The sequence below is a fragment of the Neobacillus sp. PS2-9 genome (assembly GCF_030915525.1).
GTDB lineage: Bacteria > Bacillota > Bacilli > Bacillales > Cytobacillaceae > Neobacillus.
The window spans coordinates 1,386,758-1,401,813 of sequence record NZ_CP133269.1 but is presented as its reverse complement, the minus strand read 5'-3'; the positions used below and the strand labels follow the sequence as shown (position 1 = coordinate 1,401,813).

Sequence of the window (15,056 nt, the reverse complement as noted above, 5' to 3'; positions counted from 1 at the left end):
TATTGCTTCATTCGTAAAAAATGACTGAGCGATTGCTCGGGATAGTCACAAAAAGATGTATGCCCTTTCAATCACAATAAAAAAACTATTTTACAAGTAATTCAGCATATATATATGGTTTATGTAGAAAAGGATACGCTTACAAGCCTATTATAAACAATTATCAGATTTTTGTGAATGAAAAGGCGTCGAAAAATCGAAAAAAATATTATTCCAAAAAAAATCTAGCTAAAAAAACTAAAAACTTTCATCGCTGCATAAGCAATACCTGCACCAATTAACGGACCTACCGCCACCCCTTTGAAAAGAGATACAGATAAAATGGTTCCTAATACTAGTGCGGTTGTAATTTGTGGGTCATCCGCTAGTAATTTCACTCCACCTTTTGCGAGTAATGCCACAGCCATTCCAGAAATGAGGGCAATCCAGGCATAAGAGGACTTAAATGCACTTGTTAAATCCTTAAAACCTATGTCCCCACTTGCAATCGGTGCTAGAACAGCTACCGTAATAATCGTCACTCCCCAGTTGATTCCTTTAGACTGCACAAAGGAAAAGGACTTCGCATCTAGCCCCCCGGCTTTTAATATAAGTAATATCCCAACAGCCACCAATAACGAGCTATTCTTAGCAATAAAGCCAATGATTAGAAGCAATAAAAGAAAAAGCAACGACTCACTAACCATTTGTTCACCATCCTTTATCCAAATTATCGTACCATAATAACTTAATGGAGTAAAAATGTGGCAAATATTCTCTATCTATATCTGAAACCTTTCCTATTTTAATTACGTAGTAATCTATTACACAGACATGATTTTTTGGAAAATTATGCAGTTTTATTCATAAAATGATAAACTAAAAACTATAAATTATATTTTAAGGAGGGTTGTCTTTGAATTCAAAGTACATAAATCGGACAATTAGATTTCTTCTTGTCATTGGAGCCGTTGTTTTGGCCCTGTACTCTTTTTTTTATTTGTCAAAAGTAACTTATCCATTTTTAATTGCTCTTGCGATCGCCTTTTTAATTAACCCGCTCGTCAATTTTTTTGAACTTAAAGCAAAAATGCCTCGAGCGCTTGCGGTTTTAATTGCACTCATTATTATCTTTGCTTTTTTTGCAGGGTTGATCACACTTTTAGTTGCAGAGATCGTCTCTGGAGCAGCTTATTTAGCTAAAGTCGTACCTGAACACCTTGATACATTAATTGAATATATCGAGAATTATTTTACTGGTCAGATTATCCCTCTTTATAATCAGTTAACAAGTGTATTCAATAAGCTCGAAGCTGGTCAACAGGATACAATCATTGGTAACATTCAAAATGTTGGTCAAAAAATAGGAACCACCGTTGGATCGTTTATCCAAGGTTTGTTCGGGAATATTCCAAATATTTTATCATGGTTTCCTAACGCAGCCACAGTCCTTATTTTCTCATTATTAGCTACATTCTTTATCAGTAAGGATTGGTATCGACTATCCATACTTGGTGGTAGGATTTTACCTGAGAAAGCAAAAACAAGCGGGCAAAAGGTCTTTATTGACTTAAAAAAGGCTTTATTTGGTTTTATTAAAGCTCAATTAACACTGATTTCTATAACTACGGTTATCATTCTAATTGGCCTACTTATCCTAAGGGTTGATTATGCCATAACCATAGCGCTGCTAACGGGGATTGTCGATATCATCCCATACCTTGGAACTGGAGCAGTTTTCGTACCTTGGATCATTTACTCGGCCATTTCAGGGAATATGGGCCTTGCTATTGGTTTAGGTGTACTTTATATCATTGTCCTTGTTCAAAGACAGATTATGGAACCGAAAATCCTCTCTTCTAGTATCGGTTTAGATCCATTAGCCACACTAATCGCCTTATTTGTTGGATTTAAAACCATTGGCTTTTTAGGCTTAATTGTCGGTCCTGTTACTCTGGTTATTATCAGCACGCTTTACCGAGCAAATGTGTTTCATGATGTCTGGACGTTCATTAAAGGAAAAGAAGCATAGTAAAAAACGTCAGCCTGTGTATATCAGCTGACGTTTTTCTATTTTATGATTTTTATATTTCCTTTATCAATACTTTTTCGCCACAGATTTTTTATTAAATATTTAAATGGCCTTCTGGTTAGTGGAAAAAGCAAGAGAAACCCTGTTAAATCAGTGACAAAACCTGGTGTAATCAGTAGGGTTCCACCAATAATTATACATATTCCATCCAAAACTGCTTCACTAGGAATCTCCCCATACCGAAGCTGCTCCCTAGCCCTGCGAATGGTCTGAAGCCCCTCTCGTTTTGCCATATAGGCACCAAGGACACCCGTTAAAATAATGATCGCTATAGTGGGCCAAACCCCTATTGTTTTCCCAGACAAGAGTAGCACTCCAATATCAATAGCAGGAATTACAATAATCAACAAAAATAAATACCGCATGTTTTGTCCCCTTCCAATCGGCTTGTTTCCATTATATTACGATTGGTGACGAATTAGTTTTATTATGTAGAAAAAGAAGGGTTTCCCCTTCTTTTCTTTTTTTACCTATAGGACACTAGCGTGGCCGTTGTAAATAACACCTCTCGATGAATCAACAGTGATCTCTTGACCATCTTTAAATAATTCTAACGCATTGTCGACTCCAACAATGACAGGAATTCCAAGGTTTAGACCTACAACAGCCGCATGGCTTGTTAATCCGCCTTCTTGTGTGATAAGAGCAGCACATTTTTCTAGTGCAGGAACCATATCACGATCCGTTCCTAATGTAACAAGAATAGAACCTTGCTTCACATTTTCTAAAGCTTCTTTTGCATCATGGGCAACAACTACTTTCCCAAATGCGGATTTACGGCCAATTCCTTGTGCCTTAGCAATAATATCGCCGACAACATGAATCTTCATCAAATTCGTTGTACCAGCTTCACCAACAGGAACCCCTGCAGTAATAACTACTAAATCACCGTGTTTTACAATACCACTGTTTAAGCTTTCTTGAACGGAAAGCTCAAGCATTTCGTCAGTAGTTGAGCACATTGATGTGATACGTGAATAGACACCCCAAACAAGTGACAACTGTCGAGAAACCTTGTCATTTGCTGCAACAGCAACAATCGGTGCCTTCGGACGATACTTAGAAATCATTCTAGCAGTATGTCCGCTTTCAGTTGGTGTAATGATGGCATTAACTTCTAAATTTAAAGCTGTATGGGCAACAGACTGACCGATTGCATCTGTTAGATTATGTCCAGTGTCTTTGCTGCGGCTTGATAAGATTTCTTTATGATCTAATGCCTGCTCCGCTCTTGAAGCAATATTATGCATAGTCTGAACTGCTTCTACAGGATAAATACCAGCAGCTGTTTCACCTGAAAGCATGATTGCGTCAGTACCATCAAAAATAGCATTGGCTACGTCACTAGCTTCTGCACGCGTAGGTCTTGGATTACGCTGCATGGAATCAAGCATTTGTGTTGCAGTAATAACTGGTTTACCAAGGGCATTACATTTCTTAATTAACATTTTTTGAACAAGAGGAACCTCTTCAGCAGGAATTTCCACGCCAAGGTCACCACGTGCAACCATCAAGCCATCAGAAATCTCAAGGATTTCATCGATGTTGTCAACACCTTCTTGGTTTTCAATTTTAGGGATAATATGGATATGTGTTGCATTGTTTTCCTCTAAAAGTTGACGGATTTCTAAGACATCTTTTGCACGGCGGACGAAGGAAGCAGCGATGAAATCAATTCCTTGTTCAATACCGAACATGATATCTTTAGTATCCTTCTCAGTGATTCCTGGAAGGTTCACTGACACACCAGGAACATTTACACCTTTTTTATTTTTTAATGTTCCGCTGTTTAAAATCTTTGTATAGATTTCATTTGCGGCTTTATTCACTTCCGTTACTTCAAGACCGATTAAGCCGTCATCTAAGAGTATCTTTGAACCAACATGTACATCTTCAATTAAACCTTGATATGTAACAGAGAACTTCTCAGCTGTTCCTTCGACTTCTGTCATAGAAACAATCACATTTTCTCCAGCCTTAAGCTCAATTGCACCGTTTACCATATTGTTTGTGCGGATTTCCGGACCTTTTGTATCAAGTAGAATCGCTACTGTTTTACCCGTTGCTTTTGCTGCTTCACGAATATTTCTGATTCGAGCACCATGCTCTTCAAAATCACCGTGAGAAAAGTTCAAACGAGCAACGTTCATCCCCGAATTTATTAATTGAGTTAACTTTTCAACACTTTCACTAGCAGGACCAATCGTACAAACGATTTTTGTTTTTCGTAGCATGCTATATTTCCTCCCATTTTAGAAAAGACAAACGCTATTCTTTAAATTGATAATTCCTTGGACAACTTGAACAGTTCAAGATCTAATGTATGTTTTCTACCTAAAGCTTCAATGATGTCATAATCAACAAGCTGATTCTTTTCAATACCTACTGCACGGCCGCCTTTTCCTTCGATTAATAGTTCTACTGCCCTTGCACCTAATCGGCTGGCAAGTACTCGGTCAGCTGCAGTTGGAGAACCACCACGCTGGATATGGCCTAACACAGAAACTCTTGTATCAAAGTTTGTTGCTTCTGACAGCTGCTTAGCGAATTCAACTCCACTGCAGACTCCTTCAGCCACAATGATGATACTATGCTTTTTACCACGCTCTTGCCCTTTGCGAAGTCTTTCGGCAATTTCATTCATTTCATAGTTTTCTTCAGGAATTAAGATGGTTTCTGCTCCACCAGCAAGACCCGCCCATAAAGCAATATCACCCGCATCGCGTCCCATTACTTCGATTACAAACGTTCTTTCATGAGAGGTAGCGGTATCACGAATTTTGTCTACTGCATCGATTACTGTATTTAAGGCGGTATCAAAGCCAATCGTAAGCTCTGTACCTGGAATATCGTTATCAATCGTGCCGGGTACACCAACACAAGGAAAACCTTGTTCTGTTAATGCCTTTGCTCCACGATAGGAACCATCCCCACCGATAACTACAAGCCCTTCAATTCCAAGAGCTTTCATTTGTTCAATTCCTTGCTGCTGTCCTTCTTTTGTTTTAAATTCTAAACAGCGCGCTGAATGCAGCATGGTACCGCCACGATGAATGATATCACCAACAGAACCTAGCTCAAGCTTCTTTATATTACCAGAAATTAATCCTGCATAACCGCCATAAATACCGTAAACCTCTACATTATGATAAATTGCTTTCCGCACAACGGCACGGATGGCCGGATTCATTCCTGGTGAATCTCCACCGCTCGTTAATACCCCAATTCTTTTCACACCTATCACCTCAATCATTGATTAAGAAACCCTCATTATACGAATGTTAATAACATTAAATTATCTCAGGATGTACTTCCTTTATTATTAACATAAAACCTACGAATATTTATAAAATAACACGAAGAAATCACCATAACAACCGATTCATAGTAGTAAATATAATAGACGGAATAATTAGTAAACTGGAAGCGTTTTATTCACAATTGAAAGCGTCATCATTGGAATTTCCTTGAACAATATGTGAACGTGAAAAAATCGTGCCCCCTAGGAGCACGATTTTTTATTTAGCACCAATGTAATCATTAACTATTGTGTATTCGCCAATTGTCCTAAAACGGTTATATCGGTCGGCAATTAATTCATCCTCTGATAGTTTAAGAAGTTGTTTAAGTGAAGACATCAGACATTTTTCAATTTCTTCTGATTGCTGTTTAACATCCTTATGTGCGCCGCCTTTAATTTCAGAGATAATATCATCGATTACTCCCAGTTCCTTCAAATCAGGAGCTGTGATTTTCATTGTTTCTGCAGCATTTTTAGCTAAGGATGCATCCTTCCATAGAATAGCTGCCGCTCCTTCTGGGGAAATAACGGAGTAGGTAGAGTTTTCCAGCATATAGATTCGGTTACCCACTCCAAGTGCAAGAGCACCGCCACTTCCGCCTTCTCCAATAACAATACAAATCACAGGAACTCTAAGACCCGCCATTTCAAATAAATTTCGTGCAATGGCTTCACTTTGGCCACGTTCTTCTGCAGCCTTACCTGGATATGCTCCCTTCGTATCAATAAAACAGATAATTGGCCGTTTAAATTTATCAGCCTGTTTCATGAGACGAAGTGCTTTTCGATATCCTTCAGGATGCGGCATTCCAAAGTTTCTGCGGATATTTTCTTTCGTGTCTTTTCCTCGTTGATGACCAATAACTGTTACAGGCAATCCCTTAAACTTGGCAACTCCTCCTACGATGGCTTCGTCATCCGCAAAGGTCCGGTCGCCATGTAATTCAAAGAAATCCTCAAATAGATAAGAAATATAATCAAGAGTTGTGGGTCTATTTGGATGACGGGCAATTTGTACACGATCCCATGGTTTAATATTCTCATATATATCCTGCTCAAGCTTTTCAAGTCGAGCTTCTAACTTAATAATTTCAGAACTTAAATCGACATCTGCTGTTTTAGTGAACTCTTTTAGTTCGGTAATTTTTCTTCTTAACTCCACTATTGGGCGTTCAAATTCTAATTCGCCTACCATTCGAGCTCACCTCCAGGTTGATGAATTTCTAATATATTTGTGATTTTCTCTACTAGGTCCTCACGAGAAATGATGGCATCCAGCTGACCGTGCTTTAATAGGAACTCCGCCGTTTGAAAATCTTCAGGTAATTCTTCTCTAATCGATTGTTCAATAACGCGTCGTCCGGCAAAGGCAATAAGGGCTCCTGGTTCAGCAAAGTTGAAATCACCTAATGATGCAAAGCTTGCAGATACCCCGCCAGTCGTTGGGTGTGTCATTATAGAAATGATGAGACCACCATTTTCACTAAACCGCTTTAACGCGACACTTGTTTTTGCCATTTGCATTAAACTTAATGCACCTTCTTGCATTCGGGCACCACCCGAAGCAGTAAATATAATAAAAGGCAAGGAGAGTTCATCTGCTTTCTCAATTGCACGGGTAATTTTTTCACCCACTACAGAACCCATACTTCCCATGCGGAAGGAAGCATCCATTATCGCCAAAACTATTTTTTTGCCATTTACGGCTCCTACACCTGTTACAACAGCCTCGTTCAACTTACTTTTTTGTCGGTCTTTTTCTAGCTTCTCCAGATAATCGGGGAAACCAAGTGGGTTTTCAGAAATCATGTCCTCATTAATTTCTTCAAAACTTCCTTCATCTAAAAAGCTATTAATCCGCTCATACGAATTCATTTGAAAATGAAAACCGCAATGTAAACAAACCTTATAGTTTTTTACTAGTTCCTTTGTGTACATGATTTTTTTACATGAAGTACACTTTGTCATAATCCCTTCAGGTACGTCATTTTTAGCTGTTTCTGTTGGAATTGTTGCATATTTCTTCTTCTTTGTGTGATTTTTTGAAAAAAGATCTTTAAGCGCCAAAATGAAACCTCCCTTGTGAACGCTCCTGCCATTTAGCAAGATTCTCAATCTAATGCTATCCTAGAAGTCTTTCTATCCTACATTAACTTCATACCTATCTGTGATAAGTGGTCAGACCACCATCTTGTAAAAAATACCCTTGATAAGAGGGCTTGTATCACTTTCACTATAAATTAAAAAGAATTCAAAATCTGTTAGTTTTTGTCGTTAAAACATGACAAATTTCGAAGCTCATAATAAGCAGACACTGTTTTTGCTTCATCTTTTGAAGCTAATGCTTCAAGTATTAATAAATAGTTTTCTTTCTTATAGTCCCTTTGTGGAAAATCTAAAGAATAATAATATTCCTTTAATATTCCCCACAATCTTAAAAATAGATGGTTATCAGCCAATTCTATGATTCGATAAAAAAACTCATCATCCTGTACACGATTTGATTTTTTTACCCATTCTTTCATATGCTCAATCGTTTGAATGTCCATTCGCTGAATTGCTAATCGGAGACAGTCCATCTCAATATAATTTTTTGTCTCATAAACATCTCGTATCGCTTTCTCATCCTGCAGAATGAATGTGCTGAGGAGCTGTACTAGCTGATGTCCGCGAAAATCTCGAATAAAAGTCCCTTCGCCTCTACGTGTTTCAATTAATCCAAGTAATTCCAATGCACGAAGGGCTTCTCGAACGGAAGAGCGCCCGAAATTCAGGCGCTCAGACAATTCACGTTCAGAAGGTATTTTATCTCCAGTCTTTAGACCATCCATTGTAATCATTTCTCGCAGCTGCTTTACAATCTCTATATATACTTTTGTATTCGTCACTTACTTGATCACTCACTTTTACCGATAATAGCGAGCCTCTGTGTTTTTTCTTTTACATCTTCTGGGTCAACCTTTAGGCGAGCAACACCTGTTTCCATTGCCGCTTTCGCTACCGCAGCTGCTACATCAGGGGCAACTCTTGGGTCGAAAGGTGCTGGAATCACATAATCTGCATTTAGCTCGTCCTCATTGATTAAGTTCGCAATCGCTTCAACAGCAGCCACTTTCATTTTTTCATTTATATGTGTAGCACGAACATCAAGAGCTCCACGGAAAATACCAGGAAAAGCAAGTACATTGTTTACTTGGTTCGGAAAATCAGAACGGCCTGTCCCAACTACTTTTGCTCCGGCTTCTTTTGCTTCATCCGGCATAATTTCTGGTACTGGATTAGCCATGGCAAAAATAATGGAATCATTGTTCATGGAAGCGACCATATCCTTGGTTAAAGCGCCTGCTACAGATACACCAATAAATACATCCGCACCTTTAATAACATCTGCAAGGCTGCCTGATAAGCTATCCCGGTTGGTATACTTTGCTACTTCTGCTTTTACTACATTCATTCCCTGTGGGCGTCCTTCGTAAATGGCTCCCTTTGTATCACACATGATAATGTCTCTTACACCATAGCTATATAATAATTTAATAATCGCAATCCCTGCAGCACCAGCACCGTTTGCGACTACTTTAATTTCAGTCATCTTCTTGCCAACTAATTTTAGTGCATTAACGAGGCCAGCCACAGTAACAATGGCAGTACCATGCTGATCATCATGGAAAATAGGAATATTGGCTTCTTTTTTTAGTCTTTCTTCAATAACAAAACAATTTGGAGCAGCGATATCTTCAAGATTTACGCCCCCAAAGGTCGGTTCAAGCAGCTTAACCGTTTCAACAATCTTATCCACATCCGTTGTATTTAAACAGATTGGAAAGGCATCTACACCAGCAAAGCTTTTAAATAATACTGCTTTCCCTTCCATTACAGGCAGGGCTGCTTCAGGTCCAATATTTCCAAGACCTAACACTGCAGTACCATCGGAAACAACAGCAACCATGTTTCCTTTCATGGTATATTCGTAAACCATCTCTGGTTTTTCATAAATATCTTTACATGGCTCTGCCACACCTGGAGAATAAGCTAAACTTAAATCATGAGCATTCCGAACAGGAACTTTGGACTTCGACTCTAATTTTCCTTTATTAATTCGATGCATATGCAATGCTTCTTCACGTAAAGTCAAGATATGTCACCCCTTAAATGATTACAATAGAATAATAACTTTGCTAAATTTAAGTCCAACAATAGTGGTCAGACCACACTCGTCTCATTATCACTATAACATATCTGCCATAGTTGTAAAGATTAATCTCTCAGTACTACATTTTTTTCCCCAAGAATCATTCTTAATTTTTGCTGTAATTCCGGGGTTGGCTGAACCTGATTTTCTGCACCTAATTTAACGGTTTTACGAGTCGTTTCATCATGTAAAATAACGGAATCTCCCCCTTTGTATTCCGTCAAAAGCAGTTTTATTTTATTTAGAATGTTCTCATCTTGTAATTCTGCAGAAATTTTCAAATATAATATTGGCTGTTTTAGCGACTGTGTTTGTAGCCATTGATCTAAATCAAACACTTGTTGAATAATAAATTGCAACTTTCCTTCTCGTTCCTCCATCTTTCCTTCAATTAATACAAAATTCCCTTGTCCTAAAAAAGCTTGGTACTTTTTATATACATTTGGGAAAACAACGGCTTCCATTTCACCGCTTCCATCACTAACAGTTAAAAAGGCCATCGAATCTCCTTTTTTCGTCCGAATCGCCTTCATTGCTGAAATATACACGCCAGATGAAACCCTTTTATCATCATTTCTTAACTGAAATAGGACCGTGGCTCCTCGTCGCTTAAGCTCTTTTTCATAAAGCGAGATAGGATGATCAGAAAGGTAAAAGCCAAGTGCCTCTTTCTCAAAGGCCAATTTGTGCTCCAGATCAATAGAATCAACTTGAACATATTTTGGCTTAAGCATGAACTCATCTTCAAATAAGTCAAATTGGCTTGAATCATCAGGTTTAAAAATTTGCGCATGTTCAATTGCTACATCTAAACTAGCGAGAAGAACTGCACGGTCCTCACCAAACTCATCAAAACAGCCTGAGTGAACAAGATATTCTAGTGTTTTTCGATTAATGACTTTTAAAGAAACTCGTATACAAAAATCAAAAAGGTCATCAAATTTTTTCTGCTTCCTGGCTTGAAAGATTTCCTTTAAGGCGGCAGCTCCTACACCTTTAATAGCTGCCAGACTATAACGAATTCCCTCTTTTTCTACTTGGAAGGAGAATACGCTATTATTAATGGAGGGAGGCAGAATGGTCATTTCTTTTTGTTTTGTCTCCATAAAGTATTGGGCTATTTTTGATTCATTACCAATAGCAGAAGTAAGCAGTCCTGCCATAAAAAACAATGGATAGTTTGCTTTTAAATAGGCTAACTGGTAGGCAATCATACTGTAGGCAACCGCATGGCTTCTGTTAAATCCATAATTGGCAAAGCGAACAATCAAATCGTATATCTCATTGGCTAGGGACTGATTATATCCCTTTTGAAGTGCTCCTTGAACAAAATGATTTCTCTCTTCGTCTAGGACCTCTTTTTGCTTTTTCCCAACTGCTCTTCTTAAAAGATCTGCTTCTCCTAGCGAGAATCCCGCCATTATGGAGGCAATCTGCATGATTTGTTCTTGGTACACAATGACACCATACGTATTCTCAAGGATCGGCTTCAAATTTGGATGGGGATATTCTACGGTTTTATCGCCATGTTTACGTTCAATAAATAGTGGGATATTTTCCATTGGACCAGGGCGGTATAATGCATTAACCGCAACAATATCTTCAAACCTGGAAGGCTTTAGACGAGTTAATACCTTCCTCATCCCTTCTGATTCTAGTTGGAAAATTCCAGTTGTCTCACCCCTTGCTAATAATTGAAAGGTCTCGGGGTCATGTAGCGGTATGGAACCTATATTGATTCTTCGTTTGGTGCTCCGATAGATAGAAGACAAAATTGATTCAATTAAAGTTAAATTTCGTAAACCTAGAAAGTCCATCTTAAGCAGGCCGATTTCCTCAAGGTATTCCATTGAGTATTGTGTTAAATAAACATCAGATGATCCTTGTTGAATAGGAATCAAATCTATTAGCGGTTTCTCGCTAATGACCACACCTGCCGCATGTGTGGATGTGTGGCGAGGAAGCCCCTCAAGCTTCACAGCAACATGAAAGAGCCTTTGGTTCATTGGGCTTTCGTTAATAAACCTTCTAAATGGTTCAGATTCTTTATAGGCAGATTTTAAGTCTACTCCTAATCGGGATGGAATAAATCTGGATAACTGCTCTAATTCTTTCGAATTCAATCCAAAAACCCTGCCTACATCTCGCAGCGCCGCTTTTGCAGCGAGCGTTCCAAAGGTAACAATCTGAGCAACATGCAGCTTTCCATATTTCTCGGCAACATATTCAATGACTTCATCACGACGATGATCAGGAAAATCGATATCAATATCAGGCATGGAAATTCGTTCAGGGTTTAAGAACCGTTCAAAAAGAAGCTGATGTTCGATGGGATCAACATCGGTAATGTACAAAACATATGCAACAAGTGAACCAGCAGCTGAGCCCCTTCCCGGGCCTGTTAAAATTCTATTTTCCCGTGCATACCTCATAAAATCCCAAACAATTAAAAAGTAATTGCTAAAATTCATCCGTTTAATAACGGAAAGTTCATAGGATAGCCGTTCAAAATAACCCTTTTCAGGTGAAGAGAACCGCTCACTTAATCCTTTCTTACATAACATTTCTAAATATTCATCTGCTGGCAGATTGTTTTCAGTTGGAAATGAAGGTAGGTAGGTTTTGTTTAGTTCAATGTTTACATTACACCGATTGGCAATGTGCAGTGTATTCTCCAAAACTTCAGGTATTTCAGAAAAGGTATTTACCATTTCCGCTGCCGTTTTCAAATAATATTGGTCACCATCTAATTTATCCCGATGATCGTCTTGTAGCTTATCTCCGTTTTTAATAGCTAACAGGCATTCATGGGCAAACATATCCTCTTTTTCTAAGTAATGTACTTGATTGGTCGCAACAAGCGGAACATTTAACTCGTTACTTATTTGTCTCAATTGGTTGTTAACTACAGCTTCTTGCTCTAACTCATGATTCTGGATGGAGAGAAAAAAGTTTCCGTTACCGAAAATGCCAGCCAATTTTTTAGTTAGATTCCTAGCCGATTCAACATTGCCATTAATGATTGATTGTTCAATTTCACCCTCTGTTCCAGGTGTTAAGGCAATAATTCCTTCCGCATAATGTTTTAGCCATTTTAGCGGGATTCCTTGATTGGATTTTGTTTGAACAGCACTGGATATTTTCAAGAGATTTTTAAAGCCTATATCATTTTCTGCAAGTAAAACGAGAGGATAGGATTCGTTCGTTGTGATTTCACTTTCCACATCTACAGTTAACCCCATTATTGGTTTTACATTTTTCTTCTTACACATTTTATAAAACTCAATAGCACCGTACATCACATTTCGATCGGTTAAAGCAAGCGCAGTAAACCCTTTTTTATGTGCAGTGTTAATTAACTCTGGGACAGACGCTGTACTCGTCAACAAACTATAGGCACTATATACATGAAGGTGAATAAAAGACATAATACTACACCGTTCCTTAACTTAATCTATTAATTATTATAAAACTTAATCTCAAAAAAAGAAAATATGTTCTCATTGTTATCCTTAAGGTAATCAAAAAACATAAATGCACATACTTGTCCATATAAATGATATATAGGTCTTTATTATGTAAAGAGGCGGTTGAAGGGATGAAAGAAATTGGATTTTTTCCTACATTTATTGAAAGCTACTTTATTGCTTTAGGAGTTGTACTTGGGGGGTCGCTCATTGGCGGTATTGCTTCTTTTTTAACGGGCCAACCTCCACTAACAACCGTCTATCGCTTATCTGCAGCACTCAGAATTTGGGCAATCGTAGCAGCAATAGGAGGTACATTCGATACGGTATATACCTTCGAAAGAGGTTTGTTTAATGCAGATACTAAAGATATTTTTAAACAATTTTTATTAATTCTCTCCGCATTAGGCGGCGCGCAAACAGGTGCCCTAATTATCAATTGGTTAACACAGGAGCATATTTCATCATGAGGATTCCACCCTATTATCGAAGACCCTCCTGGCAGCGTTTTTTTGCAGGTGCCGCAGTAGGCGGTGCAATAAGCTGGTGTATCTTTTTATATATTTACGGGGTATGGCAGGAAGAAAACACAGAATTATTAAGGATACAACAACAAAAGATTATAGACCTAAACGAAGAAAAAAAAATTTGGCAGGAAGAATATAAGGAAATGAATAAGCGGAATATCGAACAGCTAACTGTCCAAAAAATAAATATAAAGATTACAAACTGGGAAAAATATAAGCTAGATTTACTCAGTGTTTCCGAGACAGAAGACTCCGTCAAAGATGATATCAGTATGATGCTCGCAAAGGATTTAGATACCGTCTATAAAAGTAAGGATCTCCTGAAAAAAATAATTGAAAATAAACTGATTAAAATAAATGATAAACGATACAAACTTAAAGTAAAAGAAATGGTAGTCTACACTAACCTATCCATACAACTTGAGATACAATTTGAGTAAGAAAAGCGGCCCCGCACACATTGGGGCCGTTTTTTTTCTATTTTGTATAATTCCGGCATACCTCATCTAGTTCTTTTAAGACTTGATCTACTTCATCCCAAGAATATATGGAAGCGCCTGATGCAAGTGGATGGCCTCCACCTTTAAACTTTCTAGCAACACCATTTATGACCGGCCCCTTTGAACGAAGACGAACCCGAATTTGATCCTCTTCCTCAATGAAAAAGACCCATGCTTTAATGCCTTTTACATTCCCTAAAATACCGACTAGTAAGGAAGCCTCTGCAGGTCTTGCTCCATATTCCTTTAACAATTCCTTCGTAAGCATCACGGATGCGACTCCGTTTTCCTGAAGTTCAAAGTTCTGAAGGATATACCCGTTCAACTTGATGATATGAGCATCCAATTCATACATCTTATCAAATACTTCTGTACGAGAGAAATGATAATGGATCAGTTCACCTGCGTAAGCAAAGGTTTTCTCTGTAGTGCTAGGAAAAAGGAATCTTCCTGTATCACCGACAATACCAGCGAATAGCAGTCTTGCTGCTTCATCATTCATCTTCAACCCTTTTTCTTTACCGGTTAAATAAAACTCATAAATCATCTCGCTGCACGAACTGGCACTGGTGTCTACCCATAATAAATCACCATATGGATCTTCATTTGGATGATGATCAATTTTAATAAGCTTATCACCTAATGAATATCGGTCATCACAAATTCTTGCTGCATTTGCTGTATCACAAACAATGACCAAGGCACCTTTGTACAACTCATCCTCAATCACATCCAGTCTGCGCATAAAATGAAGAGTTGGTTCCTCTTGGCCGACTGCGTAAATCTTTTTATCCGGATACGACTCTTGTAAAATGGCTACCAGTCCACCCTGTGAACCATAGGCATCCGGGTCAGGTCGGACATGTCGATGAACAATGATGGTTTCATATTGTTCAATTGTTGCTAAAATTTGCTCAATCATAAACACTGCTCCTTAGAACCAATCATGGCTTTTTTATAAAAAAAAAGGTAAAATAATAATGATTTTCAAGACTTGG

Annotated in this window: 13 protein-coding genes; 3 read left to right on the top strand and 10 right to left on the bottom strand. The window is 38.2% G+C overall.

The features are described 5' to 3' along the window. Positions 1–224: 224 nt before the first annotated feature. Positions 225–686 carry a DUF441 domain-containing protein gene (locus tag RCG25_RS06890; protein WP_308082924.1) on the bottom strand — a complete coding sequence of 154 codons (462 nt, stop codon included), beginning with the start codon at positions 684–686 and terminating at the stop codon, positions 225–227. Between the two features lie 209 nt (positions 687–895). Here RCG25_RS06890 and ytvI point away from each other — a divergent pair, with 209 nt between their 5' ends. After that, on the top strand, positions 896–2,011 hold the full coding sequence (gene ytvI / locus RCG25_RS06885) for a sporulation integral membrane protein YtvI (RefSeq protein WP_308082923.1): 1,116 nt from the start codon (positions 896–898) through the stop codon (positions 2,009–2,011). A 38-nt stretch (positions 2,012–2,049) separates the two neighbouring features. Here the strand turns inward: ytvI and RCG25_RS06880 are convergent, their stop codons facing one another. From RCG25_RS06880 to dnaE, 8 genes are all read right to left on the bottom strand, one after another. Continuing rightward, positions 2,050–2,436 carry an FxsA family protein gene (locus RCG25_RS06880; RefSeq protein ID WP_308082922.1) on the bottom strand — a complete coding sequence of 129 codons (387 nt, stop codon included), beginning with the start codon at positions 2,434–2,436 and terminating at the stop codon, positions 2,050–2,052. 105 nt (positions 2,437–2,541) lie between these two features. Next, on the bottom strand, positions 2,542–4,305 hold the full coding sequence (pyk, locus tag RCG25_RS06875; protein ID WP_308082921.1) for a pyruvate kinase: 1,764 nt from the start codon (positions 4,303–4,305) through the stop codon (positions 2,542–2,544). Between the two features lie 41 nt (positions 4,306–4,346). After that, the gene (gene pfkA, locus RCG25_RS06870; protein WP_308084117.1) at positions 4,347–5,306 is read right to left on the bottom strand and encodes a 6-phosphofructokinase; all 960 of its coding nucleotides are present in this window, start codon (positions 5,304–5,306) and stop codon (positions 4,347–4,349) included. Between the two features lie 283 nt (positions 5,307–5,589). Then, on the bottom strand, positions 5,590–6,567 hold the full coding sequence (accA, locus tag RCG25_RS06865) for an acetyl-CoA carboxylase carboxyl transferase subunit alpha (protein WP_308082920.1): 978 nt from the start codon (positions 6,565–6,567) through the stop codon (positions 5,590–5,592). Next, the gene (gene accD / locus RCG25_RS06860; protein ID WP_308082919.1) at positions 6,561–7,439 is read right to left on the bottom strand and encodes an acetyl-CoA carboxylase, carboxyltransferase subunit beta; all 879 of its coding nucleotides are present in this window, start codon (positions 7,437–7,439) and stop codon (positions 6,561–6,563) included. Before accD ends, accA begins: the two co-directional genes overlap by 7 nt. 194 nt (positions 7,440–7,633) lie before the next feature. Beyond that, positions 7,634–8,212, bottom strand: coding sequence for a FadR/GntR family transcriptional regulator (locus RCG25_RS06855; RefSeq protein ID WP_308084116.1), 579 nt, complete (start codon positions 8,210–8,212; stop codon positions 7,634–7,636). A gap of 56 nt (positions 8,213–8,268) precedes the next feature. After that, positions 8,269–9,507: an NADP-dependent malic enzyme gene (locus RCG25_RS06850; RefSeq protein WP_308082918.1), complete on the bottom strand. Its 1,239-nt coding sequence runs from the start codon at positions 9,505–9,507 to the stop codon at positions 8,269–8,271. A 122-nt stretch (positions 9,508–9,629) separates the two neighbouring features. Then, positions 9,630–12,992 (bottom strand): DNA polymerase III subunit alpha, encoded by a 3,363-nt coding sequence (gene dnaE, locus RCG25_RS06845; RefSeq protein WP_308082917.1) that lies wholly within the window; start codon positions 12,990–12,992, stop codon positions 9,630–9,632. 170 nt (positions 12,993–13,162) lie between these two features. Between dnaE and RCG25_RS06840 the strand changes: the two genes are divergently transcribed. Beyond that, on the top strand, positions 13,163–13,501 hold the full coding sequence (locus tag RCG25_RS06840; RefSeq protein ID WP_308082916.1) for a sporulation membrane protein YtrH: 339 nt from the start codon (positions 13,163–13,165) through the stop codon (positions 13,499–13,501). Further along, positions 13,498–13,998 carry a sporulation membrane protein YtrI gene (ytrI, locus tag RCG25_RS06835; protein WP_308082915.1) on the top strand — a complete coding sequence of 167 codons (501 nt, stop codon included), beginning with the start codon at positions 13,498–13,500 and terminating at the stop codon, positions 13,996–13,998. Before RCG25_RS06840 ends, ytrI begins: the two co-directional genes overlap by 4 nt. Before the next feature lie 37 nt (positions 13,999–14,035). Here ytrI and RCG25_RS06830 read toward each other — a convergent pair whose 3' ends face one another. Next, complete coding sequence (locus RCG25_RS06830) at positions 14,036–14,980, bottom strand: DHH family phosphoesterase (protein WP_308082914.1); 945 nt, start codon at positions 14,978–14,980, stop codon at positions 14,036–14,038. Positions 14,981–15,056 lie beyond the last annotated feature (76 nt).

What these genes read in the sequence shown, in the direction of transcription:
- RCG25_RS06880 (WP_308082922.1), bottom strand. Translation starts at nt 2,436, where the DNA reads ATGCGGTATTTATTTTTGTTGATTATTGTAATTCCTGCTATTGATATT.
- RCG25_RS06855 (WP_308084116.1), bottom strand. Translation starts at nt 8,212, where the DNA reads ATGATTACAATGGATGGTCTAAAGACTGGAGATAAAATACCTTCTGAA.
- ytrI (WP_308082915.1), top strand. Translation starts at nt 13,498, where the DNA reads ATGAGGATTCCACCCTATTATCGAAGACCCTCCTGGCAGCGTTTTTTT.
- dnaE (WP_308082917.1), bottom strand. Translation starts at nt 12,992, where the DNA reads ATGTCTTTTATTCACCTTCATGTATATAGTGCCTATAGTTTGTTGACG.
- accA (WP_308082920.1), bottom strand. Translation starts at nt 6,567, where the DNA reads ATGGTAGGCGAATTAGAATTTGAACGCCCAATAGTGGAGTTAAGAAGA.
- RCG25_RS06840 (WP_308082916.1), top strand. Translation starts at nt 13,163, where the DNA reads ATGAAAGAAATTGGATTTTTTCCTACATTTATTGAAAGCTACTTTATT.
- RCG25_RS06890 (WP_308082924.1), bottom strand. Translation starts at nt 686, where the DNA reads ATGGTTAGTGAGTCGTTGCTTTTTCTTTTATTGCTTCTAATCATTGGC.
- pyk (WP_308082921.1), bottom strand. Translation starts at nt 4,305, where the DNA reads ATGCTACGAAAAACAAAAATCGTTTGTACGATTGGTCCTGCTAGTGAA.
- RCG25_RS06830 (WP_308082914.1), bottom strand. Translation starts at nt 14,980, where the DNA reads ATGATTGAGCAAATTTTAGCAACAATTGAACAATATGAAACCATCATT.